Consider the following 23,320-nt stretch of genomic DNA (forward strand, 5'->3'; position numbering starts at 1 on the left):
CGGATGCGATCACCGGCATCGACGCCGAGGGGCTGAAGCTGCCGGTCGTATGCGAAGGAACGGTCGGCATCCATGCGCGGGCGCTGGGCGGCGCCAGCCTGCCACTTTCCGAACGTTTCCTGATCGGGCCGACCTCGATCTCCAGGAGCGCCTGACCATGCTGATCGGCATCCCGCCGCTGCTTAGCCCGCAGCTTCTGGCGACGCTCAGGGCTATGGGCCATGGCGACGAGATCGCTATCGTCGACGGCAACTATCCCGCCGAGGAACAGGCGCGCAGGCTGATACGCGCCGACGGCCATCACATCATTCCGGTGATCGATGCGATCCTCAGCCTGCTGCCGGTGGACGAAACAGTGCCGGAGGCGCTGTTCCGCGCCTCGGTCAGGGGCGATCCGGCGCTCGCCGATCCGGTGCATCACGAGATGGAAGCGGTCTGCGCGAAACGCTCGCCGGGCCGCAAGGTGATTGCGCTGGCCGGCGCCGACTTCTATGCACGCGTCAAGGCCGCGCACGCCATCGTCGCGACCAGCGAACCCAGGCTCTACGCCAACATCATCATCCGCAAGGGCGTGATCCATCCGCCGGAGACAAAAACGCAATGATCCTCTGCTGTGGCGAAGCCCTGATCGACATGCTGCCGCGCACCACGACGGAAGGCGAAGCGGCCTTCGCGCCTTATGTCGGCGGCGCCGTGTTCAACACGGCGATCGCGCTCGGACGCCTGGGCGCCCCGGCAGGCTTCTTTTCCGGCCTCTCTTCCGACCTGTTCGGCGGCCAGTTCCGCGAGGCGCTCGGAGCAAGCAAGGTGAGTTCCACCTACGCGCACACCTCGGCGAGACCGACAACGCTTGCCTTCGTGCGGCTCACCAACGGCCAGGCGACCTACACATTCTACGACGAGAACACCGCCGGGCGCATGCTTACCGTCGAGGACCTGCCGAAGCTGGGCGCCGAGATCGAGGCGATGCTGTTCGGCGCCATCAGCCTGATCTCGGAGCCCGCGGGATCGGCCTATGAGGAGTTCATGCGGCGCGAGCACCGGAGTCGGGTGATGATGCTCGACCCCAACATCCGGCCGAATTTCATCCCGGACAAGGCCAAGCATCTCAGACGCATCCGCGAGATGATGGCGATGGCCGACATCGTCAAACTATCAGACGAGGACCTCAACTGGTTCGACGAGGCGGGCTCGCATGAGGACGTCGTGCGCAACTGGCTGGATCGCGGCCCCAGCCTGATCGTCGTTACCCATGGCAGTGAAGGCGCGGTCGGCTACAGCAAGGAGCACAAGGTCACGGTCGTGCCGCAGAAGGTGAAGGTGGTCGACACGGTTGGCGCAGGCGACACCTTCAATGCCGGCATCCTCGCCTCACTGCATGAGCAGGGCCTGCTCACCAAGGCGGCGATCGGCAGCCTGCCCGAGGACGCGATCCGCAAAGCGTTGGAACTCGGCTCGAAGGCAGCCGCAGTGACCGTGTCGCGGGCCGGCGCCAACCCGCCCTGGCGGCACGAAATCGCCTGATTGCCTGTCCCAGACCCAGCCGGAGACCCCTGCCCGGCGATCACTTTATGTTTCCAAAGGCCGGAACAGCGAGATAAATGGCGCTGAAAATGCCGCTTGAAGCCCGGATTTTCCGGCTTCCTCGGGCAATGCGCCGACAAAAGACGGTAACAGGCTGCGACACTTGCGCAATTCGCCTCGGCCGTGGCCGGCTTTTTCAGCCGCGCCAAGTCTGGTACCAGCGGGCCGATTTATTGATTGGAGCGATGCGCGTCCATCCCGACGCGTAGAGTAGGATCCAACAGGTTTGAAGCCATCGAGGCCGACATGCAGTTCATCGATCTTGGCGCGCAGCGCGAACGAATCCGCGACCGGCTGAAGGCCGCGATCGACCGTGTCGTCGAGGATGGCCGCTATATCCTCGGGCCTCAGGTCGCCGAATTCGAGAACAAGCTCGCGGCTTATGTCGGCGTCAAGCATGTCGTGGCCTGCGCCAACGGTACCGATGCGCTGCTGCTGCCGCTGTTTGCCGCCGGCATCGGTCCAGGTGATGCGGTGTTCGTGCCGAGCTTCACCTTCGCCGCGACGGCCGAAGTGGTGGCGCTCGCCAAGGCCGAACCCGTCTTTGTCGACGTCAACCCAGATACCTACAACATCGACATCGCCAGCCTCGAGGCTGCGATCGACATGATCAAGAAGGAAGGCCGGCTGAAGCCGAAGGCGATCATCCCGGTCGATCTGTTCGGCCTTGCCGCCGACTATGAAGCGATCATGGCGATAGCCAAGCGCGAGAACCTGCTGGTGATCGAGGACGCCGCCCAGTCGATGGGCGGCTCGGCCGACGGCACCATGTGCGGCGCCTTCGGCCATGTCGGCTCGACCAGCTTTTATCCGGCCAAGCCCCTCGGCTGCTATGGCGACGGCGGCGCGATGTTCACAAATGATGCCGCGCTGGCCGACAAGCTCAGATCCTTCGCCTTTCACGGCAAAGGTGAGACGCAGTACGACAACGTTCGCGTCGGCATCAATTCGCGCCTCGACACGCTGCAGGCGGCGATCCTGATCGAGAAGCTCGCCATCCTCGAGGAAGAGATGGTGGCAAGGCAGGCGGTCGCAGACCGCTACGCCAAAGGTCTCGGCGACATCGTGAAAGCATCGCGCAATCTGGGCCACGGCCGCTCGGCCTGGGCTCAATACGCCATCGAGACGCCGAAGCGCGACGGGCTGAAGGTCCATCTCGGCGAAAAGGGCATCCCGTCGGTCATCTACTATGTGAAGCCGTTGCACGAGCAGGTCGCCTATCGCGACTATCCGCGCACACCGACCGGCCTCGTCGTCTCGGAAAAGCTGCCGAAACAGATCCTCTGCCTGCCGATGCACGCCTATCTCAGCGAAGCCGACCTGGACCGCATCATCGAGACGATCCGCAACTATATCGGCTCGAACTCGGCGCACGTCGCGGCGGCCTAAGGAGCCTCATGGGCGAGATCACGATCTCGGCGGTATCCCTCCAGCAGTAGGCCGATCGCGGTCCCAGCGCGATGATGCCCCAGACTGTCCCGGTTGTTGTGACGTATTCCGACAGGGCCGGTTCTCGGGGTAGGCGCATTGACGTTCGTCAGCGTGGCCGCGAGGAGGTATTCATTCCAGGCAAAAACCCAGGTCAGGATCAACGTGACCGCGAGGCCGGGGCGACAGGGCGGCAAGACCGGTAATCACGTTCTATGGACTGGCGCCGTCGACAAAGGCGGCTTCATCGAGCTCTTTGGGGATGCCGTCTTGGTCGGGCGCAGGTCGCTGCGTTCACACCTGCAAAAGCTATCAAGGACGCGCTCAATGGCTGATCCTTTGCCGAGGTGTAATACTGACAGAAAGGGCTCGGCGGTCTACCTTGTGGGAATCAGGTGCAGTGCAGACTTCCCGCCCTTCACGGCCGCCGCCGACAACTTGCGGTCAAAGCTCGTAAAGTTGGCCGCCGCACGCTTGGCGAGCGCAAGAAGATAGGTATCGGTGACCTGTGCTGAGGTCTGGATTTTCGCCGCATCGATATCGTCGGAGCCAACCAGACTCACATCGTCGGGCCAGAAACTGTGCCCATGCAGGGCTCGCAACTTGGTAACGATTTGCGCAAGCGGAGGACGCCGTTTTCGGTGATTGGATCAGGTAGCCCATGCCGCGTTACCGGTCACTTCGAACCAGCCATGCGCGTCGTCATGGGCAACATGGCCAGGATCGATCAGCGCGATCAGCAAATTGACATCGAGCAGCAAGGTCATGGCAGCTCCTCACGCAAGGCATTGACCGTCTCAAGCGTGACAGGAGGTGCATCCGGCCGAGGCGACAGCAGAGGAATCCCGTTGCGCTCGCCGCCGGCTTGCGGGCGGCGCAGCGAGCGCCGGGCGAGATCGGTGATGATCTCGCCGACGCTGCGATCCTGCTGCCGGGCCATCGCCTTGGCCGCGATCAGGACGTCGTCATCGATCGCCAGTGTGGTTCTCATATCGCCCTCCTCAGTACGCATCAATGACCGCATCATACAGAGCAGGCGACGACGGAGACCCAAGCGGTACGACTTCGCAGTCGCTATCATGATCAGCTTGGCGTGGCGACTTTGCCGCTGGCAATGAAATGCGGATTGGCGAAATCGGTGTCGCTCGCCTGGTTGCGCTTGCCATAGACGAGCGGCTGGCCGTCCAGTGTGCGCGTCATGCCGCCGGCGGCGCGCAGCACCGCATCGCCCGCCGCCGTGTCCCATTCCATGGTGCGGCCGAAGCGCGGGTAGACATCGGCTTCGGCGGCGGCGACGAGGCAGAATTTCAGCGACGAACCAACCGAGACGATCTCGGCGGCGCCAAGATCGCGGATGAAGGCATCCGTCTCCGGCGTGTTGTGCGAGCGGCTGGCGACGACGGCGAGCGGGGCACGCCCTTCGCGCACGGAAATCGGCTGGCGGCCGACGATGTGGAAATCACCGTCGATCTCCAGCGTCTCCGCCTTGCCAGGCCGGCCCGAGAAAAACCGTCCCGTGCAGGGCGCGAAGACGACGCCGACTTCCGGCACGCCATGGCGCACCAGCGCGATGTTGACGGTGAAATCGGTGCGGCGATTGACGAATTCCTTGGTGCCGTCGAGCGGATCGACCAGGAAGAAGGCGCCATCGAGGTCGGGCGTGGCGACGCCAGCCGCAACCTCCTCCTCGGCCACGCAAGGGATCTCCGGGTAAGCGGCGCGCAGGCCGGCCAGGATGATCTTCTCGCTTTCGCGATCGGCTTCCGTCACTGGCGAGTTGTCCACCTTGCTGTCAACCGCGCAGCCTTCGTGGAAAACGCGCATCACTTCGCGCCCGGCGTCCAGCGCCAGGCGCTCGAACACGCCGAGCATAGCCTCGTCGTCAGATACCGCCGCCATTGTCATACTGCTCTTGGGCAATGTCGCGCTCAGTCAGCCAGTGTTCCAGGGCTTCAGCCATCTCCTCAGGCGTCCTGCCCAGAGTCTCGAGATGGATTTCGGGGTTGTCGGGCGCCTCGTAAGGAGAATCGACGCCGGTGAAATTCTTGATCTCGCCGCTCAGCGCTCGCGCGTAAAGACCCTTCGGATCGCGCCGGGCGCATTCCTCGAACGGCGTGTCGACGAACACCTCGACGAACTCGCCCTCGGCCATCAATTCGCGCGCCATGCGCCGCTCCGCGCTGAAGGGCGAGATGAAGGAGACGATGACGATCAGCCCGGCATCGGCCATCAGCTTGGCCACCTCGGCGACACGGCGGATGTTCTCCACGCGATCCGCGTCGGTGAAGCCGAGGTCGCGGTTGAGGCCGTGGCGGACATTGTCGCCGTCGAGGATATAAGTGTGGCGGCCGGATGCGAACAGCTTCTTCTCGAACAGGTTGGCGATGGTCGACTTGCCCGAGCCGGACAGGCCGGTGAACCAGAACACCGCCGGGCGCTGGTTCTTCAGGTCGCTGCGGCCGCGCTTGCCGACATCGAGCGACTGCCAGTGGATGTTTTCGGCGCGACGCAGCGAATGCAGGATCATGCCGGCGCCGACGGTGGCGTTTGTGATGCGGTCGATCAGGATGAAAGCGCCGGTCGTGCGGTTCTCGGCGAAGGGATCGAAGGCGATCGGCGCGCGCGTCGAGATGTTGCAGACACCGACCCCGTTGATCTCGAGCGATTTCGCAGCCTCATGCGCAAAATCGTTGACGTTGACCCGGTACTTCAGATCGGTGACGGTCGCGCTCACCTGGTCGGTTTCAGTACGCAAAATATAGGAGCGTCCAGGCAGCAGCGCCTGTTCGTCGAACCAGACGATGTTGGCGGTGAACTGGTCGGCAACCTGCGGTCTAGCTGCCGGCGACACCAGCATGTTGCCGCGCGACACCTCGACCTCGTCCTCGAGGACGAGCGTGATGGCCTGGCCGGCAACCGCCCGCTCGAGATCGCCGCCATGCGCGACGATGCGCTTGACGCGAGAGGCCCTGCCCGACTTGGCGACGACCACCTCATCACCTTGCGAAACCGTGCCAGAAGCGATGGTGCCGGCAAAGCCGCGGAAATCGAGGTTGGGACGGTTCACATACTGGACCGGGAACCGGAACGGCAGCTCGACGACGGCCTCGTCGACCGACACGGTTTCCAGATGCTCGATCAGCGACGGCCCGCAGTACCAGGGCGTGCGCTCCGAGCCACTGGTGACGTTGTCGCCAAAACGCGCCGACATCGGGATCGGCACGATGCTGGTGAAGCCCAGGTTCTGCGCAAACTCGCTATAGTCCTCGACGATCTGGTCGAACACGGCCTTGTCGAAGCCGACGAGGTCGATCTTGTTGACGGCAAGCACGATGTGCCGGATGCCGAGCAGCGAGGCGATGATGGAATGGCGCCTGGTCTGGCGCAGCACGCCCTGGCGGGCATCGATGAGCACGATGGCGAGATCGGCGGTCGAGGCGCCGGTCGCCATGTTGCGCGTGTACTGCTCGTGGCCGGGCGTGTCGGCGACGATGAACTTGCGCTTCGGCGTGGCGAAGAAGCGATAGGCGACATCGATGGTGATGCCCTGCTCGCGTTCCGCCTCCAGCCCATCGACGAGCAGCGCGAAGTCGACGTCGTCGCCGGTGGTGCCGTGCTTGCGCGAATCGCGCTCGAGGGCCGCGAGCTGGTCCTCGAATATCTGCTTGGTGTCGGAGAGCAGCCGGCCGATCAACGTCGACTTGCCGTCGTCGACCGAGCCGCAGGTGAGGAAGCGCAACAATGACTTCTTTTCCTGCGCGGCCATGTAGTCGCGGATCGAGTCGGTTGGGGCGAGGCTCTTGGCCATGATGTGGCGCATGCTCAGAAATACCCCTCGCGCTTCTTCTTTTCCATGGAGCCGGCCTCGTCGCGATCGATGAGGCGGCCCTGGCGCTCGGACGTGCGGGCGGTCAGCATCTCGCCGACGATGGCTTCCAGCGTATCCGCATCCGATTCGATGGCCCCTGTCAGCGGATAGCAACCCAGCGTGCGGAAGCGCACGAGACGGTTCTCGGCCGTCTCGCCGGGACGCAACTGCATGCGATCGTCGTCCTTCAGGATGAGCATGCCGTCGCGTTCGACGACCGGCCGCTCCTTGGCAAAGTAAAGCGGCACGATCGGGATGTTTTCCTGCAAAATGTACTGCCAGATGTCGAGCTCGGTCCAGTTCGACAGCGGAAAGACGCGGATCGACTCGCCCGGCGCGATGCGGGTGTTGAAGATCTTCCACATTTCCGGCCGCTGGTTTTTCGGATCCCAGGCGTGCTGGGCGTTACGGAAGGAGAAGATGCGCTCCTTGGCGCGCGACTTCTCCTCGTCTCGGCGGGCGCCGCCGAAGGCCGCGTCGAAACCGTATTTGTCGAGCGCCTGGCGCAGCGCCACCGTCTTCATCACATGGGTGTGGGTGTTGGAGCCGTGGTCGAAGGGATTGATGTTGTCGCGCACGCCGTCTTGATTGACGTGGACGAGCAGGTCGAAGCCGAGCTTCTGCGCCATCTGATCGCGAAAGGCGATCATCTCGCGGAACTTCCAGGTCGTATCGACATGCAGGAACGGGAAAGGCGGTTTGGCGGGATAGAATGCCTTCATCGCCAGATGCATCAGCACCGAGGAATCCTTGCCGACCGAATAGAGCATCACCGGCTTCGAGAAAGAGGCCGCGACCTCACGGAAGATGTGGATGGATTCAGCTTCGAGCCGCTGCAGATGGGTGAGCGCGATGTTCATGGACCTTTCGAGCGTTCTTTCGTGCGGGCCAGAACCTTGCAGCAGGCGATTGGCGCGGTTTCCCTCAAACAGCCCGTCAAGCCCTGGACACTTCTCGCGGGCGTTCTAGCAGATCGGCGTCGCGCATAACAATGCAAGACGCGCGCGGAGCGGCATGGTTCGCGAATGAATTTTCCAAGCGATCCCTATAAAGCGGAAAATCCTGCCAAACAGACCTATCAGTTAAAGGGCGATGAAAAAGCTATTGCCTTGATCAGGCAGGCCGGACCTCCAAGGTCTTTCACCCGTACCGGCGATTTTTAACTGGACATGCTTCGGTCGCCCTATCAGAGAGCGGAGCCAGCCGCTATACCGACGCGGGAAACGGGGCGAGACGCGACAGAACCGGGTTGAGGGCAGATGTTCGCCCGCCACCACCGGTTCGCGTACAACCGGAAGATTGCGAAGGCATTGAACCCGTTTACATCGCTCCGGCGCCACCTCACGCCGACACAGATCAATATCTACTTCTCGATCGTCTGCTTCTTCTCGCCGCCCGTCCTGGGATCGCTGGTGAGCTTCGTCTTCAATGGCGGCGCGCTCTGGTCCCTATTCCTGCTCGCTCTCAGGCGTCGGCAGTTCAACATTGACCGGCCGATGCTTGCCATGACGGTCGCAATCTATGCCTATTGCGCGGCCATCGTGCTGGCTTCAATCGTCAACGGCTTGCTGGCGGCGGATCTGCGGCTATTCCTGCCGCTGATCACCTTCCTCTTTTTTCCGATCTCCTATTCGACCTGGAGCATCACGGATAAGACCGTGCTTGTCCGTATCGTGGTGCTGGCGAGCGCCGCGGCATGTTTCGGTGCGCTGCTGCTCGCCATCATCCAGTATTACTGGATCGGCACCAGGGCCGAAGGCGGCGCCGGAAATGCGATCGTGTTCGCGACAGTGACCTGCCTTGCCGTGATGATATGCCTTGCGGGCACTCTTTCGGGGATCGAAAAGGGCTGGAAGCTCTTGGCCGTCGCCGCGCTCGCCGGAACGGCTGCCATCCTCTACTCGGGCTCGCGTATCGTCTGGCTGGCCATGCCGCTCGCCGCTATCGTCATTCTTTTGATCAATCGCCGCAGGGTCACCAGCGCCAATCTGACGCGTCTGGCGCTGATCGCGGGCGCGGCCTGCCTGGTGGTCGCGGCCATCGGCTTCCCCGTTATCATGGATCGCGCTGACTTCCTTTTCAGCGACCTGAATGCGCTGAATACCAGGAACGACCATACGACGGCGCTCGGACTGCGGGTGGGTATGTGGGAGATCGGCGCGAAGGCGTTTCACGATGCTCCGATTTTCGGGCATGGCATTAGCGGCAGCCGGGTGCTGATGAAACAGGGTTTTCATGATCAATTCGGCATGGACGCAGGTTACAATCATTATCACAACGGCTTTCTGACCGCAGTGGTGCAGGCCGGTTTGTTGGGGGCTCTCGCGCTGGCCGCTATCTTCGTCGTTGCCGCCTGGAATGCGGCAGGGACGCTGCGCCGCAGCGCCGACCCGACGCAACGATTCGGCGCAACGATGATCATCGTCACGGTCATCACCTATCTCCTTGGCGGACTGACCGGCATTCTGGTCGGCCACGACATCCTTGACGCGACGCTGATGGTGTTCCTGGTTTCGGGGACCTACCTGGCTTGTGGACGAACGGTACCGCCGACCGGCAAGAGCGCGACTGCCGCCCGATCGGCCGCCGGCCAGCGATCATGAAGGTTCTGGTCACCGGCGCGACTGGCTTCATCGGGCAGCGGGTCGTCGGCTGGCTGCAAGAGGCCGGATTTGATGTACGGGTCGCTTCGCGCCGGCCGGAAAGGCTGCCGGCCGCAGACGATGCCGTTCTGCTGCCCGGCGCCGATGCGCCGGACGACGCCTTCCTGGCACTGATGCGCGATGTGACCCACGTCGTCCACTGCGCGGCGCTCAACAACGACCGCGACGCCGGCGAAGCCGGCTACCGGGCCGCCAATGCGACGCTGCCCGGGCGGCTGGCCAAGGCGGCAGCCGCATGTGCGAGCGGGCGCTTCATCTACCTTTCCTCGATCCGCGCCGTGGCCGGTCCCGCCTTCAGCGGTACGATCAATGAGGCGACGCCCCCTGCCCCGCAATGCGCCTATGGCCGTTCCAAACGGGAAGGCGAGATCATGATGCTCAACGCTTACGCATCGGTAGGACGCACGGACGCCACGGCGCTGCGCCTGTCGCCTGTCTATGGCGAGGGCATGAAGGGGAATATGGCGGCGCTGATGCGGCTTGCCGACACCGCCCTGCCGCTGCCGGCCGGCGCTCTGGCAGGTTTGCGTTCGCTGATCTCGTCCGAGACGGCCGCGGACGCAGTGCTGCACCTTCTGAGCCATCCGGGACCGCTTCGCTCGGCCTATGTCGCGGGCAACGCTTCCCCTGTTGCGATGTCCGAAATCATCTCCGCGTTCCGGCAGGGCTTCAACCGTCCGCCGCGCCTTCTTCCCGTGCCGGCCCTGCCGCTCAGGCTGGCGGCGATGCTGCTTGGCAAGCAGGCTTCTTGGCGAGCCCTGACCGCGACGCAGATCTGCGATCCGTCGCTGCTGGCATCGGAAGGCTGGACGCCGGAAACCGATACCGTCGACCGGCTTCGCGACCTGGCGCGTCGGACCTCTCAAGCACGGTAGAACGTGCCCACCAATATGCGCAGATCTAGGCCGATCGAAGCCGCCTTCAGATAGGCGGCGTCGGTCTCGGCGCAGAGTTTTGGGTCGGACATGTCGATGCCCTTGATCTGCGCCAGCCCGGTAATGCCCGGAAGCGCCGCCAACACGCCCAACCGCTGCCGGTATCCGATCAGCTCCGCCTGCGTCGGCAGGCATGGACGGGGGCCGACAAGGCTCATCTCGCCTTTCAGCACGTTCCAGAGCTGCGGCAGCTCGTCGATCTTGGTCCGGCGCAGCACTTTACCGACCGCGGTGACCGAACCGGCCGGCGCCTCATGAGTGGGCAAGGAAGGCGTATCCCGATGCATCGTGCGCAGCTTATGGCAGGCAAAGAGAGCGCCCTGCTGCCCGACGCGGCGCTGCGAAAAGATGGCGGGGCCAGGCGATGTGGCCCGGATAGCCAATATGGCGACCAGCACGATAGGCGACGTCACCGCCAGCATTGCGGCCGCGATAATCAGGTCGAAAGCCTGCTTTGCCGTCACGGCTCAGATCCTGCGCCAAAGAAAGGCGAGGTAGAGCCCGAGCGTGCCCATGAGGGTCTGCCGGTAGACGCCGCTTTTGCCGAGCAGGCTGAAGCGCCTGAGAGCACTGCCCTTGCGCGCCCTGATGAACAGGCGAAGGCAAAGCGCCGCATCGCGCGTGATGAGGTCGCGGTTGACGGCGAGCCCCGTGAGATTGCTGTCGGTCCAGGTCGCGAACTGACCCTGGAACAGACGCCCGAGCCTCGAAAACCTCGCCCTCCACGAGACATTGGCGCCGACGAGGTTTGCCCCGTGCTGCCGGTACCTGACCAGCGGCCGCGGCTCGTAGCGCACCTTGCCGCCTGCGGCGGTGACGATGAGATAGGCCCACCAGTCGTGGCTGACGAAATCGGTCCTCGCGGAGGCCTTCGCCAGAAGGTCGCGCGCCGCTCGGTTGAACAGCATGGTGTTGCCCCCGGCGATGCTTTGCACCAGCGCGTTGCGGAACGAGGGCGGGCGCTTAAACAGCGGCGAATAGCCGGCCGGGACGCCGGTCTCCGATATGGTCGCCGTGCGCGAGCAGAACAGGAGCGGCGTTTTTGCGTCCTCCGCCTCCATCCAGCGGATGGCGCTCTCCAGCCGGTCCGGCTCCCAGACATCGTCCTGATCGCAAAAGGCATAGTAGTCGGCATCGATGCGCGGATCGACGATCATCGAGCGGAAATTGGCGGCGAAGCCTTTTTGCGGGCCGTCGACCAGCGTCAGCCGGCCCTTGTTCCAGCGCGCCAGCCACGCCTCGACGATCGTGGTCGTGGCATCCGTCGAGCCGTCGTCGGAAACCCAGAGATCGATGAGAGGCCAGGATTGCGCGAGCAGGGATTGCAATTGCTCGCCGATGAATGCCGCGCCATCCTTCGTGCCCATGAGAACGGCCACGCGCTGATCCTGTCTGGTCACGGCTTCAGAACCATTCAATCGTGGACCGTTCAATTGCTGTGCGTTCGGGCAGGCTTCAATAGCCAATCGCAGGCACAAAGCACAGGTCTAACCGATCTGTCCGGCTATTTCCGACACTGCCTGCTCGGGCATGCCGCCGGTGCTTTCCTCCGCCCGGTACAGCCCCGCCAGGATGGCAAGCGCGGCCGCCTTGTCCCGATCCCGCATCGCGGCTCGCAGTGCCGCCAGCGTGGCCTCGATCCTCGGCCATTCCACAACGTCGGTCCTGAGGCCAAAGATCTTGGCGGTATCGAGCTTGACCACCTCTTCGTTCTCGCCGTGCAGGGTCTCGTGCAGCTTCTCGCCGGGCCTGATGCCGGTAAAGCGGATGGGAATGTCGGTGTAAGGGTTTTTGCCGGCCATGCGGATCATGGTTTCGGCGACTTCGAGGATCGGCACGGGCTTGCCCATGTCGAGCATATAGATGGCGTAGTCCTCCCTGCCATGGCGTTGCCCGGCATCGGCGGCCGACATGATGACGAGATCGACAGCCTCGGCCACCGTCATGAAATAGCGGGTCATGCGCCGATCGGTGATGGTGACCGGGCCGCCGGCCGCGATCTGCGCCTGGAAGATGGTCGCCACCGAGCCATTGGAGCCAAAGACATTGCCGAAACGCACGGCGATGAATTTGGTGCCCGGGACGCCTGAGTGATGGCCGTTCACCGCGCCTATATGTCGATCGGGCGGCTCGGCATGAGTTTCATGTAGCGAGGAGACGATCTGTTCGGCCGTCCGCTTGGTGACGCCGAGCACCGAAGTCGGGTCGACGGCCTTGTCGCTGGAAATCAGCAGGAACTGCGGCACCCCGCATTTGGCGGCGACCTCGGCGCAGGCGAGCGTGCCGAAAATATTCGTCTCGATCGCCGCTTCCCAGTTCTCCTCCAGCAGCGGCACGTGTTTCAGCGCCGCCGCATGGAAGACGATCGAGGGTTTGAACTCGCTGACGAGGCGCATCATGTGAGGCCGGTCGGTGACGTCGACGATGCGGCTTGTCAGCCGGTCGCGGTCCTTTTCGCCGATCAGTTGATCGAGCTGGAAAATGCCGAACTCGGAATTGTCGGCCACCAGTACCGCCTCGGCGCCGAGCTCCAGCGCGCGCTTGACCAGGATGCGGCCGATGGAGCCGGCGCCGCCCGTGACCAGCACGCGCTTGCCGCCGACGAAGGCGCCGATGCGCTTGGTGTCGGTGGCCACGGCCGAACGGCGCATGATGGTTTCCATCTCGACGGCATCGAGAACCAGCTTGCCGCCCTGCCCCAGCTCCGACAGACCGGAGAACTGGACGACGGCGATGCCGCTATGGCGGGCGACTCGCACCAGTTCGGCATAGTCCTCGATCTCGCGCTCGGCGCCGTTGCCGAAAATCAGGAGGTCGAGGCTTTCCGTGCCCCTGACATAGTCCTCCAGCACCTCGACCAGACGCGGGCGCACCGCCACCACGGGAACGCCCTGGATCTGCGTGCCGAGCGGCGCGTCGGCCTCGGTCGCCATGATGCCTGCGATGGCATACTCGGCCGGCACGGCGGTGCGGGTGAAGCGGACGATCACGTCGGCCTCGCTCAGTCGGCCGATGAACAGCGCCTGCTTGATCGGCGCGTCGCCGGGAGCGCGGCGCAGGATGCGCCAGCTCGCGCCGTCGCGCAGGAACCGATAGTAAAGCCTAGGCGCCGAAATGATGGTGAAGGAGACCAGGAAAAAGACGATGAACTGGCGTTCGTTGAGACCGGAGACGGGCTGAAAGAAGGAGCGGAAGGCGACCGCGGCCAAATAGAGGACCACCGTCAGACTGCCGCAACCCTTCAGGATGTTGAAGAAATCGGGTGTGGAGGCGAAGCGCCAGACGGTGTTGTAGAGGCCGCAGTACCGAAACAGCAGATGGGCGATGAGCACGATGACCGCCCAGCAGGCCAGCCCGCCATAGGAGAACGCGTCGAACGAAAGCCGCGACTGCGACAGGACAAGGCTGAGCGCTACGGCGACCAGGACCATTACGAGGTCCTGGACCATGATGATGGCGCGCCGCATCTTCGGTCGGAGGTCCGATACGGCTTCTACGTATGCGGTCATTGGGTAGTACTGAACTCCAGGCGCAAAAACTTATGCACTAAAGTGGCGCCAGGTTGACTGTCATCCGCACCGACCACCTGTCTTAATGTGCCAAATCCTCCGCCCCGCCGCCCTGTATCGCATAGCGCGGAGTTGGGGGTACCGCCAGAGGTTTTTTGGATGTGCGTGTGGTTAAGGCTACTTCCGGCTAGATCATCCCGCGTGCAAGATGCGAGTACCTTCAAGCTTCAGGCGCTTGGCAATGGGCTGTACATTGTCCTTATACGTAATGCATCTGCGGTAAATGCCGGCGGCGACCCGCTCTTTGCCAATCAGTTCCCATTCTGGTGCCCATGAGCCCTCCCAATCAAAATGCTGGGAAATGAGACATTCCCTGTCGAAACATTGCGGGTCCCGTTCGAGTATCCGATGGGCCTCATCGGCGAGCGGGGAATAGCTCTCGACGGCGGCCATTTTTCTCGCTCGGGCAGCGTGGTCGAGTTGAATTTCCAGTTCAATAGGTCCCGCCACGTTTGGAACCGCTGCGGAGCAAAGGTGCTTTGCCACTTTCGCTGTCGTTTTCAGCGGTGCGGCGAGAGCCTGTCCATAGGCATAGGCTAGGTCATGTATCGGGTTGTAGCCATCGACTGCGTCCGACACGATTTGAACGTTTTTCGCGCCTGCCAAATCCGTGATGATTTTCCTCAGCACATCAACAAAGAAGTCGGTTTCTCCAGCCAGCAGAGCTTCGTACCAGACGGCATCGGGAATATCGCCGAATACTGCGCCCAGCGTCGCGCCTGCAGCTTTCACAAGGTGACGCGAGTACTGCGTACGCGCCCTTTGGCGACCACCCGAACCGTCTGTCAGAAGGTAGACTCTGGGTTGTGCGCACTCCAGCCAATGGTGAACCCTGAGCTCATGTCCCGGATGCGCGAGAACCAGAACATTTTCTAGCTTGTCAGACAATCAATGGCTCCCTCCGAGATTTGCACAGCTTGTTTGGCAAACGGCTTCAAACTAAGACGCTACCCTCTTGCCGCCTGTCGCTCGTTTGCAGGCATTGCGAAACAAGCAAGGAACGCCGTTGCGGGTTCTTATCACCAATCTGTCCCTATCCCGCAATAGCGGGTCAGAAGCAGTTGTTGAATTGCTTGCTGACGGGCTTCGCAGTGGCGGGCATCAGACCATGCTGCTGGCTCCGACTCTTGGCGATATGGCATTTAGAATGCGCCAACGGGGACATCATGTTGTAGATCGGATTGCCGAAATCGTCGAAAAGCCCGATGTAATCCATGCCCAACACCTGACACCCTGCCTGACCGCACTTGCCAGATTTCCTGATGTGCCTGCCGTATTTTCATGCCAGAGTGCCTTCTTTGAGGTCGAGGCACCGATGCTTCATCCTCAAATACGCCATTGGATAGCCGTAGACGAAGCGTGTAGGCTTAAGTGCCTTTCGAGGGGGATACCGGCTGATCAACTAAGCCTCATCTACAATGCGGTTGATCTCAATCGCTTCAAACAACGCCCGCAACTGCCCGCACGGCCCGCGAGAGGGCTGTTGTTGACGAAGAACTTCGATCACCAAGCGACGGTTCGTGAAGCCTGCGCTAAAAATAGCATCGAACTAGATGAACTGGGGCCTGCCACAGGCCGATTTTCGCATCAGCTCGAACAGGATTTGCTTGGCTATGATATCGTGTTTGCGACCGCCCGCATGGCAATCGAGGCGGCGGCAGTGGGATGTGCAGTTGTCGTCTGCGACGCACGCGGCTTTGCGGGATTGCTCAACACCGCAAACATGGAGGCGTGGCGCCTAATGAATCTTGGCGTCGGTGTTTTGGCCAAGCCCACGACAGTCGAGAATCTGATGGATGCGATCTCCAGATTTGACGCAGGCGATGCCGCAGCGGTTTCTGCGTATTTTCGAAGGGTGGCGGGAGATGCGCATTTCATAGAGGAACATCTTCGAATCTATAGTCAGGCCATGCAAACCGACGAGGCACCGAACGCTGACGCGCGATTCCTCGCGACAGCCTCCTGGATTGAAGAGATTGGTGTCTCGCATCCGCGCCGGAGATGGTTTCACATCGTAAAGGAGCTGCATGGATGGCCAGACTCGCCAGAGCCAACTGCGCTTCTGATGATGTTGCAATCAAATACCGAAATTCTGGATGGCAATGCCGCCTCTTTGACGAAACTGGGCGAGCAGGTCGGCTCGATCAAACTTGAAATTGCCAAGAGTCGCCAGATCATGCTCGGCGAATCCAATTCGCGCGCTGCCGCCGCTGAAAGCAGCCAAACCCTGCTGCGCGCAATTGACGAAGAAGTTTCAGTCCTTGCAACTTTTGTGACCGAGATAAAACGACTTTACAACCGCATGATCCCTTTGTTCATCCGAAAAATCCTTCTTTGGGCTCGTAGGAGAGGTTGAACTTAGTCGGGCGCGAGCTGGTCGGGCTTCATGTGGGCGATCGGCAGAGAACGGGCGGCTTCGGTGGTGGTATGAGAAGTCCTAACCTCGCGCTCTCGGGAAGTGACTCTCGAAAACCCGAAGCCAGAACCGATAATTGGCTTGGCGATGTGAGAACCAAGGGAACACCAGCATGGCCGGAACTCGATCTACCCCTGTCCTGTCATGAGGGACTGACGTTTGCCCTGCGGCCGTTTTTCAAAGACGACAATACTGTCATAGACACAGATTGAGTCTGTTGCATGGGTGAAGGCGTTCGCCGGCAACGCGCCGCGCGCGTGATGAGCGTTGATTTCGTCGAGCTTTCCCTTGGCAAATTCCATGAACGACCCCGGCTTGCGGAGCCCGCCGCCATAGTCGTCCCAATAGCTCGTATGAGTGTCCTCTACGAAGTAAACCCCGTTCGGCTGCACATGATGGTAGAGATGCTCAAATGTCGCGATGACATGATCCATCATGTGACTGCCGTCATCGATGACGATGTCGATGGGACCATACTTCTCGACGATCCGATCAAGGAGTTGAGGGTCATCCTGGCTTCCAACGAAGACCTCCACCCCCTCGGACTCGTACGCCTTGCATGCAGGATCGATATCGATTCCAACAATTCGCGCGCCCTCGCCGAAATAGGCTCGCCACATCTCGAGCGATCCACCCTTGTAGACGCCGACTTCAACGACGACCGGCCTTCGATTTCTGAACCTTTCAAAGTGACGTTCGTAAACGTCGAAATAGTGCAGCCATTTGTAGATCTCTTTGCCGCTGTTGTTCAAAAAGTACTGATGCAAGAACCCGCCCATCGTAGCCTCCTTGGCTTCGGACTTTGCCACCGCCAGCTGCTCTGATTGTGGCTGCCTGCTCCCTTTACCGACGAGGTTGGTCCTGAGCCGCGCAAACACCGGCTCGCATTCGTTTGCAACCAGGCAAAGCGCTTCCCCAAGATTTGCCTCGATCTCGGCAAACTCCATGTTTGCAAAGCGTTCTCCCGCTTGGACAATCCACGAAGGATCGTATCTACGTTTGCCAAAGCCGGATACGACGGTGAGCCCGGTCCAGGGCGTTGCAATGGTAAATACGTCGAGATCAGGGCGAAGCGCCTTGAGTGCCGGAACCATTTTCCAGACATCGCCGGTGTGGAATTGCGTTGTCGGCGGAACCTTTTGCGTCGTGTCGTCAAGGGGAACGGTGTCGTGCACGAGCAAAACCGAGCCAGGGCCGCAGTAGTGTTCGAGGTTCGCAAAATCGCGCAATGCCTGGTCGAAAGTGTGAAGACCGTCAATGAACCCTACACCCACCGGGCGGCCGGCTAGCAATGCATCCGCTCCGCCGCGATCAAAAAAGGCGTCACTCGTCTCAGGAAAAATGTGCGTTTCTGCACTGAGTGCCACCGTGGCGCGTGGATTGGGATCGATCCCGATTGCAAGAGTCGGAGGCTTGATCTTGGAGAGCGATACGCCGTCACAGACGCCTATCTCCACCACGACAGCGGGTTCTAGCTCCGAGTAAAGACGCTCCAGCCAGTCGTAATAGAAAGGCCTGGACATCCGTGTGCTGGCCAGGCCCACATGGGCCCCCACAGTATCCGGGTTGAGGTCCAATGCTTTGCGGTATTGGACTTCAGCCCTTTCGTTGTCGCCGATGGCAAAGTACGCATCACCGATCCCAGTAAAATAGGCGGCGTTTCGAACTGGATTGTGTCGGGCAAGAATGCCGGCAGAAGAAAGAAGTCGCGACGCAGCAAGCTCGGCGGGTGCATGCGTGCTTGCCATGCGAAGGATGTCTGCCGCCGTCTGGTAGTGCCCCGACTGAAACTGACCCTTGGCCAACTCGACCAGCGTCGCTGCTGTCTGGTTCGCCGGCACGCGTTCTTCTGGCGGCTTCAATTGCGCCCTAAAGCCCGCGGCGGTGGCTGGAGCGACCCTGAATGGGTTTGCAATTGTCGCCCGGGCAACGTGCGGCAGAAGCGATGAAGGCAGCGAACCCACGAATGCGGAGGGGGTGTGAAAGGTAAACTCGCCTGCCCCCCTCAATGCATCCCTTTCAGCCTTCCAGACGATCCAGTTCTTGCGCTGCTGCTCGACGCTTGCGTTAGTGGACACCCCGCCATGCAGTTGGTGAAATGTAGCCTCTCCCAGAGTGAGGATGAGCTGTGCTTGCGACAGCTTCATCGCACGTTCGAGCGTGTCGAGGTTGACGAGGCCGCCCCCCGGGCAGCTGAAGCGCTCATCCATGCCGTCGATCGCCTGCCAAACCTCCCGGCTCATGAAGAGGACATTCGCTTCGTGTATAGGTGAGAACCACGGATCGACTGACGACTCATCCATCGTCCCGATCTCGAACAACCGATACCCATCTTCCGGCCATTGGATCGATTGCAAAAGCGAATCCTCGATGGCCTTTGTATAACCATTGGCAGGCGCATTGGCTTGGATATCGCTTCCAAGATACCAGCCAGGCGCGGCCACGACTGCCGTCGGTGCCATGTCCAGGCCGATGCGCGCGAAATGCACCAAACCGGGCGTCACGATCCGCGCGCCGTCGATCATCACGCCGATCTTGTCGCCTCTGGCCTCCTGTATCCCGCGGTTGACGGCAGCCACAGGCGAGGGTGATGCGTCATCGATGCGCAGCAGGTGAAAATTCGGCCCATATTCCGCGACCAGACTCTCGCGAACGGCTGGTGATGATCCGTTGTCGACGACAATGATCTCGTAGTCGTCCGTCGTCACGCCTTGCTGATAGGGCAATGCAAGCGAAAGCAGGGTTCGGGGCAGTTCTCGGGTGATGTTGTAAGCGACAACAACGATGGACACGTGATTCGGTTTCATCGCGATTACATGACTCAGCTGTCGGCAATCGGCTTTTGCCACCAACCGCCTGTCCAGTCTATCTCGTGTATCTCTGCTTGGATGCGGTTGCGCGCGCGATAGTCCTCAACCGCCTTTCGGCATGGCAGGTGCGCAAGGTCGTCGATGATCGCAAAGCCGCCGGGCGACAGCCTTGGATAAAGCGCTTCAAGGCTGTCCATCGTCGACTCAAACATATCGCCGTCCAGCCGGATAAGGGCGAATGGACCGGCTTTCAAGTCAGGTAAGGTGTCCCCGAACAAGCCTTTGACGAAGACCACCTGATCATCCAAAAGGTCATAGGCAGCAAAGTTGGATTCAACCTGAGCCTGATCAATCGCCAACTGACGATATTCGTGCAGCCTGTCTCCCTGGTCGGCTGGAAAATTCTCGGCGTCCGGCGGCGGCAAACCTTCGAATGAGTCGGCGACATAAACCTTCCTGTCCTTGACTTCATTGGCGGCCAGTACTCCCCTCATGAGGATGCAGCAGCCACCGCGCCAAACCCCAGTCTCAATGAAATCCCCAGGCACGTTCTCATCAATGGCTCGCTGGACGAGGTCACGCACATTCGTCAAACGTTTCACACCCGCCATAGAATGAGCAATCGCCGGCCAATCGAGGCCCAGGAGGCGATCCTCGCGATTGAAGGGCGTCACCTCCCCGACTTTCGCCGGATCAATCACCTGCGAGCCAGAACCGTAGATTGTATTGGCAATGATCTTGATCAGGAGATCCGTATAGAGCCGGTTCACAAGCGACCTTTCAAGACGTCACGATTTCGAATCGAAATATGCTGTTGCGGATATCCAGCCGAAGTGCAACGAAACTACAATCATTTTGCGACGGCCTGACCTACAGCGCCGTGCAGTGAGCCGCAACCCGTTGCTCAAGGGAGCCACCCCAATGTCTATCGCCGATCAAGCGATGGCCATGATCGAGATGCTCGACATTGCCGTTTTCCAAGTCAAGACCGAGAGCACTCTCAGTGATCGCACGAGTTTCCTGCGGGTGCAGAACTTCGCTCGATCGGTGTTCGGCCACTATGTGTACCTTGAGGTCGGCTCGCATATCGGCGGAAGCCTTTTCCCGCACCTGATTGATCCGGCCTGCGAGGCAGCGATATCGGTTGATCCGCGGCCCATGGCGCAGCCTGACGAACGCTCACAGGTTTTTCATTATCCCGAAAACTCAGCTGCCCGAATGATCGCCGTGCTGTCGGATCGGCTTCCCCCGGCGGCAATGACCAAACTTACCACAATTGACAGCGACGTCTCAGATGTGCGGCCCGACGCGGTCGACTCCAAGGCCACACTTGCGCTGATCGACGGCGAGCACACGAACAGGGCCTGTTTTTCGGACTTTGTCGGTGTTTTGCCACTTATGAAACCGGACTGCATTGTTTCCTTCCACGACGCCAACCTGATCGCAGACGCGGTTGTTAATGCAGAACGCTTTCTCGATCATCTCGGCATCATGCACGAGACAGTGTTCCTTCCAGACACCGTGGCCGTCATGGGTCTCGGCAGGCTTGCGTCTGCAGTCCGGGATCAGCTTCAACCTTACGCATTGGACCGGGAGTCTTACCTGGATCGATCGCAGCGGCAGCTATGGTCTCACATAACCAAGGTGCATTCTCCAAAAATCCATGCCGAAATAGAGCGCCTGCATTCTGACAACTCAAAGCTGATCGAAGAGATTGAGGGCATGCGAAAGACAAGCCTGGACGCGGAAGCCCGCGTGGCCGCCATGACGTCCAGCACGACTTGGCGCGCATCCGCCCCAATACGAGCGGTGGTCGATCGCATCAAACGTCGCTTCGCAAGTTAAAGTGCGCGATGAGCGCTGTTGGAGTCGACGATGAAGCAACTTGCCGGGGGTGGCATGGACGAAATTTATTGAAACGCTGCACGCGCCGCTCCGATCCAGCCCACTGTGGACGATGGATCGCCAAGCCGGAAAAGTCAGCACAGGTCACAAGCAGCCTTTCCGCCCCTACTCCTCAGCCCCCGTGCGTTCGACATGTCAGGTATAACCGCCGCCGCTGGTGTGGATGCCGTCGGGCCCTGCACTCTTCTGGAACGGCAGCCAGGAAACGCCGGTCGCATGAGGCGAACAGCATCGCGCCTGTTATCCATCATTGTACACAACCCTTAGCCCTATTCGCGAACGATCTCGGTGTAGGCCCTGGGCCCTTCGTCATAGCTGGGAAACCGCCAGGTCTGCCAGTCCTCAGCCTCGACATTGGACGGACCGTGCCGCACTTTTCCCCTGCCGTCCGGCAGGTCAAACGGGATTGCAGATGCCTGACAGGCACGCGCGGCGCGCTGACCAGCGCCTGCCCTTCGCCAACGGTGTGGGCCTAAGCATGTGTTCATCAACCAGCCCGTCGAGCTCGTCGCCCTGCCGCCGCGGTCTGCGAGTCGCGTCGGATGACTGACCGCAGACCCGACATCGTGATGTACTTTGGATCGGCGGCGAACCTCGCCGCCTGGTTGGTCAAGGAACGGGAGATCGTACTGCGTATCCCGATGTTCGCTTTGCGAATCGCTGGCAGCTTCACTACGACGCAGCGCGTTGCCATATGGGTGTCGCAATGATTATGGAAGAGGTCTTTGGCGGCTCCATCACAGCCATCGGAAAGCCATCAAGCCCAGAAACAAAAGATGCGACACCATCAGCGATGATTGCAGTATTTAACGGCGCCGTCGACGACATCAGCAAGGCTATGAGGTTGCACCGGGTGTGGATCGCACTTGCCCACGAGGACATCGGCGACCAGCACAGACGCACGACGCTCGGCCCGCTTTGGCTCCTGGTCAACTATGTCGCGTTCGTAGGCACATTCGTTTTCGTGTTCCAGCCCGCCGGCAAGGATGCCGCGGGCTACTCTGCCTATGTTGCTATCGGCCTCATGGTCTGGTTCTACCTCATGGAAGTCATAACCACGAGCGTAGCGCTTTTTCAGCGCGAGGAGAGCTTCATCGAAGGCACAACACTTCCGTTGTTTGTTTATGTAATGCGGCTTACCGTCCAATCGGCGATTCGGGCTGGTTACGCGATTGCAGGCTGCATAGCCATACTTCTGCTTAGCGGCTCACCGCTCACTGTTGCTTGGCTGTGGTCGCTGATGGGCCTGTTGTTGATCTTGCTGGTCACGCCCGCAACCATCACCGTTTTCGCGTTTGTCGGCGCATTCTTTCCGGACAGTCAGTTCATTGTTGGCAATCTGATGCGCGTCGGCATGTTCTTTACGCCTGTCTTCTGGGTATATGCCGGCCAGGATGGCGTACAAAGATACGCCTACCACTGGAATCCCTTCACGTATTTCCTGGAGATTGTCCGCGCCCCGATTCTCAGTAGCACCTTCCCGGCGTATCCTTTCGCGGTAACTGGAATCGTGTCGGTTGCCGTGTGGGCTGTTGCGTTGTTGCTGCTTGGTCGATATCGCCGGCAAGTCGTCTTCATAATCTGAGTTTTCGATGGTTTCTATCAAACTGAACAACATCAGCCTGGCCTACAAACTGCACGAAAAGCTGACCCTTTCCGCTCCGGACCGCCGCTTGGGCGAAACAGGTGGCAAGATCGAGGGTTCGGGCAGAAAGCAATTTGTGCAGGCGCTCGACGGCATCAGTTTCGAACTGAAGGCAGGCGACCGGCTGGGGCTTGTTGGCCCGAACGGAGCCGGCAAGACAACCCTGCTGAAGGTGCTCTACGGCATCTATGAGCCATCAGGTGGAACCTTGGCCATCGAGGGCAAGGTCGATGCCCTTTTCAACATCAACATAGGATTTCGCCGCGAGGCGACGGGCCGCAGGAACATTGTCCTGCGTGGGTTGATCAACGGGTGGACCGAAGCCGAGATCGAAGAAAAAATGGAGGATATCATTGCCTTCAGCGAACTCGGTGACTTCATCGACCTGCCGTTCAAGGCATACAGCCAAGGGATGGCTGCTCGGCTCGCGTTTTCCGTGGCGACGGCGCTCGACCCGGAAATCCTGCTGATGGATGAATGGATCGGCGCGGGCGATG

The 23,320-nt window shown here is 60.9% G+C and carries 20 protein-coding genes and 3 pseudogenes; 11 read left to right on the forward strand and 12 right to left on the reverse strand.

The window, feature by feature from the left end; all coding sequences use genetic code 11:
• From EOA38_RS40200 to EOA38_RS04980, 4 genes and pseudogenes are all read left to right on the forward strand, one after another.
• Nucleotides 1–155 (forward strand): annotated as a pseudogene (locus EOA38_RS40200) (sugar kinase); the annotation flags it as partial.
• A gap of 2 nt (nt 156–157) precedes the next feature.
• Entirely contained in the window at nt 158–604 is a 447-nt protein-coding gene (locus EOA38_RS04970; protein ID WP_127298636.1) for an RbsD/FucU domain-containing protein, read from the forward strand.
• Nucleotides 601–1,524 (forward strand): carbohydrate kinase, encoded by a 924-nt coding sequence (locus EOA38_RS04975; protein WP_127220113.1) that lies wholly within the window; start codon nt 601–603, stop codon nt 1,522–1,524. Before EOA38_RS04970 ends, EOA38_RS04975 begins: the two co-directional genes overlap by 4 nt.
• Before the next feature lie 306 nt (nt 1,525–1,830).
• The gene (locus EOA38_RS04980; RefSeq protein WP_127220114.1) at nt 1,831–2,973 is read left to right on the forward strand and encodes a DegT/DnrJ/EryC1/StrS aminotransferase family protein; all 1,143 of its coding nucleotides are present in this window, start codon (nt 1,831–1,833) and stop codon (nt 2,971–2,973) included.
• Between the two features lie 67 nt (nt 2,974–3,040).
• On the opposite strand, the pseudogene EOA38_RS40205 reads toward EOA38_RS04980, so the two are convergent.
• The 6 genes and pseudogenes from EOA38_RS40205 to cysD all read right to left on the reverse strand — a co-directional run.
• Nucleotides 3,041–3,282: pseudogene (locus EOA38_RS40205) on the reverse strand (ABC transporter permease subunit); the annotation flags it as partial.
• Between the two features lie 107 nt (nt 3,283–3,389).
• Nucleotides 3,390–3,779 (reverse strand): annotated as a pseudogene (locus tag EOA38_RS04990) (VapC toxin family PIN domain ribonuclease).
• Nucleotides 3,776–4,003, reverse strand: a complete 228-nt coding sequence (locus EOA38_RS04995; protein ID WP_127220115.1) for a CopG family transcriptional regulator — start codon at nt 4,001–4,003, stop codon at nt 3,776–3,778. The pseudogene EOA38_RS04990 and the gene EOA38_RS04995 overlap by 4 nt, the downstream one beginning before the upstream one ends.
• A gap of 92 nt (nt 4,004–4,095) precedes the next feature.
• Nucleotides 4,096–4,884, reverse strand: a complete 789-nt coding sequence (gene cysQ / locus EOA38_RS05000; RefSeq protein ID WP_189434491.1) for a 3'(2'),5'-bisphosphate nucleotidase CysQ — start codon at nt 4,882–4,884, stop codon at nt 4,096–4,098.
• A gap of 10 nt (nt 4,885–4,894) precedes the next feature.
• The gene (cysN, locus tag EOA38_RS05005; RefSeq protein WP_145965922.1) at nt 4,895–6,832 is read right to left on the reverse strand and encodes a sulfate adenylyltransferase subunit CysN; all 1,938 of its coding nucleotides are present in this window, start codon (nt 6,830–6,832) and stop codon (nt 4,895–4,897) included.
• 2 nt (nt 6,833–6,834) lie between these two features.
• A complete protein-coding gene (gene cysD / locus EOA38_RS05010; RefSeq protein WP_127298638.1) occupies nt 6,835–7,740 on the reverse strand; it encodes a sulfate adenylyltransferase subunit CysD in 906 nt (301 codons plus the stop codon).
• 450 nt (nt 7,741–8,190) lie between these two features.
• Here cysD and EOA38_RS05015 point away from each other — a divergent pair, with 450 nt between their 5' ends.
• Nucleotides 8,191–9,483, forward strand: coding sequence for an O-antigen ligase family protein (locus EOA38_RS05015; protein WP_127220118.1), 1,293 nt, complete (start codon nt 8,191–8,193; stop codon nt 9,481–9,483).
• Nucleotides 9,480–10,418 carry an NAD-dependent epimerase/dehydratase family protein gene (locus tag EOA38_RS05020; RefSeq protein WP_127220119.1) on the forward strand — a complete coding sequence of 313 codons (939 nt, stop codon included), beginning with the start codon at nt 9,480–9,482 and terminating at the stop codon, nt 10,416–10,418. The genes EOA38_RS05015 and EOA38_RS05020 overlap by 4 nt, the downstream gene beginning before the upstream one ends.
• Here the strand turns inward: EOA38_RS05020 and EOA38_RS05025 are convergent.
• The 4 genes from EOA38_RS05025 to EOA38_RS05040 all read right to left on the reverse strand — a co-directional run bounded on the left by EOA38_RS05025 (nt 10,406) and on the right by EOA38_RS05040 (nt 14,935).
• Complete coding sequence (locus EOA38_RS05025) at nt 10,406–10,900, reverse strand: sugar transferase (protein ID WP_127220134.1); 495 nt, start codon at nt 10,898–10,900, stop codon at nt 10,406–10,408. The genes EOA38_RS05020 and EOA38_RS05025 overlap by 13 nt on opposite strands.
• Before the next feature lie 45 nt (nt 10,901–10,945).
• Complete coding sequence (locus tag EOA38_RS05030; protein ID WP_245468352.1) at nt 10,946–11,857, reverse strand: glycosyltransferase family 2 protein; 912 nt, start codon at nt 11,855–11,857, stop codon at nt 10,946–10,948.
• Between the two features lie 108 nt (nt 11,858–11,965).
• On the reverse strand, nt 11,966–13,987 hold the full coding sequence (locus EOA38_RS05035) for a nucleoside-diphosphate sugar epimerase/dehydratase (protein ID WP_189434487.1): 2,022 nt from the start codon (nt 13,985–13,987) through the stop codon (nt 11,966–11,968).
• A gap of 192 nt (nt 13,988–14,179) precedes the next feature.
• Nucleotides 14,180–14,935, reverse strand: a complete 756-nt coding sequence (locus tag EOA38_RS05040; protein WP_245468353.1) for a hypothetical protein — start codon at nt 14,933–14,935, stop codon at nt 14,180–14,182.
• Between the two features lie 118 nt (nt 14,936–15,053).
• On the opposite strand from EOA38_RS05040, the gene EOA38_RS05045 reads away from it, so the two are divergent.
• Nucleotides 15,054–16,403 carry a glycosyltransferase family 4 protein gene (locus EOA38_RS05045; RefSeq protein ID WP_127220121.1) on the forward strand — a complete coding sequence of 450 codons (1,350 nt, stop codon included), beginning with the start codon at nt 15,054–15,056 and terminating at the stop codon, nt 16,401–16,403.
• Between the two features lie 188 nt (nt 16,404–16,591).
• Here the strand turns inward: EOA38_RS05045 and EOA38_RS05050 are convergent, their stop codons facing one another.
• The gene (locus EOA38_RS05050; protein WP_127298639.1) at nt 16,592–19,312 is read right to left on the reverse strand and encodes a class I SAM-dependent methyltransferase; all 2,721 of its coding nucleotides are present in this window, start codon (nt 19,310–19,312) and stop codon (nt 16,592–16,594) included.
• Entirely contained in the window at nt 19,285–20,043 is a 759-nt protein-coding gene (locus EOA38_RS05055; RefSeq protein ID WP_127220123.1) for a TylF/MycF/NovP-related O-methyltransferase, read from the reverse strand. The genes EOA38_RS05050 and EOA38_RS05055 overlap by 28 nt, the downstream gene beginning before the upstream one ends.
• A gap of 151 nt (nt 20,044–20,194) precedes the next feature.
• Here EOA38_RS05055 and EOA38_RS05060 point away from each other — a divergent pair, with 151 nt between their 5' ends.
• The 4 genes from EOA38_RS05060 to EOA38_RS05070 form a co-directional block, all read left to right on the forward strand.
• A complete protein-coding gene (locus EOA38_RS05060) occupies nt 20,195–21,118 on the forward strand; it encodes a class I SAM-dependent methyltransferase (RefSeq protein WP_127220124.1) in 924 nt (307 codons plus the stop codon).
• Nucleotides 21,119–21,720: 602 nt separating this feature from the next.
• On the forward strand, nt 21,721–21,888 hold the full coding sequence (locus EOA38_RS38960; protein WP_189434489.1) for a hypothetical protein: 168 nt from the start codon (nt 21,721–21,723) through the stop codon (nt 21,886–21,888).
• On the forward strand, nt 21,885–22,763 hold the full coding sequence (locus EOA38_RS05065; protein ID WP_245468356.1) for an ABC transporter permease: 879 nt from the start codon (nt 21,885–21,887) through the stop codon (nt 22,761–22,763). The genes EOA38_RS38960 and EOA38_RS05065 overlap by 4 nt, the downstream gene beginning before the upstream one ends.
• A gap of 7 nt (nt 22,764–22,770) precedes the next feature.
• On the forward strand, nt 22,771–23,320 hold a 550-nt coding region (locus EOA38_RS05070; protein ID WP_145965923.1), incomplete at its 3' end, for an ATP-binding cassette domain-containing protein.

The organism is Mesorhizobium sp. M1E.F.Ca.ET.041.01.1.1 (assembly GCF_003997355.1).
Lineage (GTDB): Bacteria > Pseudomonadota > Alphaproteobacteria > Rhizobiales > Rhizobiaceae > Mesorhizobium.

Bases quoted from the DNA above. Each gene is read 5' to 3' on its own strand.
- cysN (WP_145965922.1), bottom strand. From the start codon at position 6,832: ATGCGCCACATCATGGCCAAGAGCCTCGCCCCAACCGACTCGATCCGC.
- EOA38_RS04995 (WP_127220115.1), bottom strand. From the start codon at position 4,003: ATGAGAACCACACTGGCGATCGATGACGACGTCCTGATCGCGGCCAAG.
- EOA38_RS38960 (WP_189434489.1), top strand. From the start codon at position 21,721: ATGACTGACCGCAGACCCGACATCGTGATGTACTTTGGATCGGCGGCG.
- EOA38_RS05035 (WP_189434487.1), bottom strand. From the start codon at position 13,987: ATGACCGCATACGTAGAAGCCGTATCGGACCTCCGACCGAAGATGCGG.
- EOA38_RS05065 (WP_245468356.1), top strand. From the start codon at position 21,885: ATGATTATGGAAGAGGTCTTTGGCGGCTCCATCACAGCCATCGGAAAG.
- EOA38_RS04980 (WP_127220114.1), top strand. From the start codon at position 1,831: ATGCAGTTCATCGATCTTGGCGCGCAGCGCGAACGAATCCGCGACCGG.
- cysD (WP_127298638.1), bottom strand. From the start codon at position 7,740: ATGAACATCGCGCTCACCCATCTGCAGCGGCTCGAAGCTGAATCCATC.
- cysQ (WP_189434491.1), bottom strand. From the start codon at position 4,884: ATGCTCGGCGTGTTCGAGCGCCTGGCGCTGGACGCCGGGCGCGAAGTG.
- EOA38_RS04970 (WP_127298636.1), top strand. From the start codon at position 158: ATGCTGATCGGCATCCCGCCGCTGCTTAGCCCGCAGCTTCTGGCGACG.
- EOA38_RS04975 (WP_127220113.1), top strand. From the start codon at position 601: ATGATCCTCTGCTGTGGCGAAGCCCTGATCGACATGCTGCCGCGCACC.
- EOA38_RS05060 (WP_127220124.1), top strand. From the start codon at position 20,195: ATGTCTATCGCCGATCAAGCGATGGCCATGATCGAGATGCTCGACATT.
- EOA38_RS05025 (WP_127220134.1), bottom strand. From the start codon at position 10,900: ATGCTGGCGGTGACGTCGCCTATCGTGCTGGTCGCCATATTGGCTATC.
- EOA38_RS05020 (WP_127220119.1), top strand. From the start codon at position 9,480: ATGAAGGTTCTGGTCACCGGCGCGACTGGCTTCATCGGGCAGCGGGTC.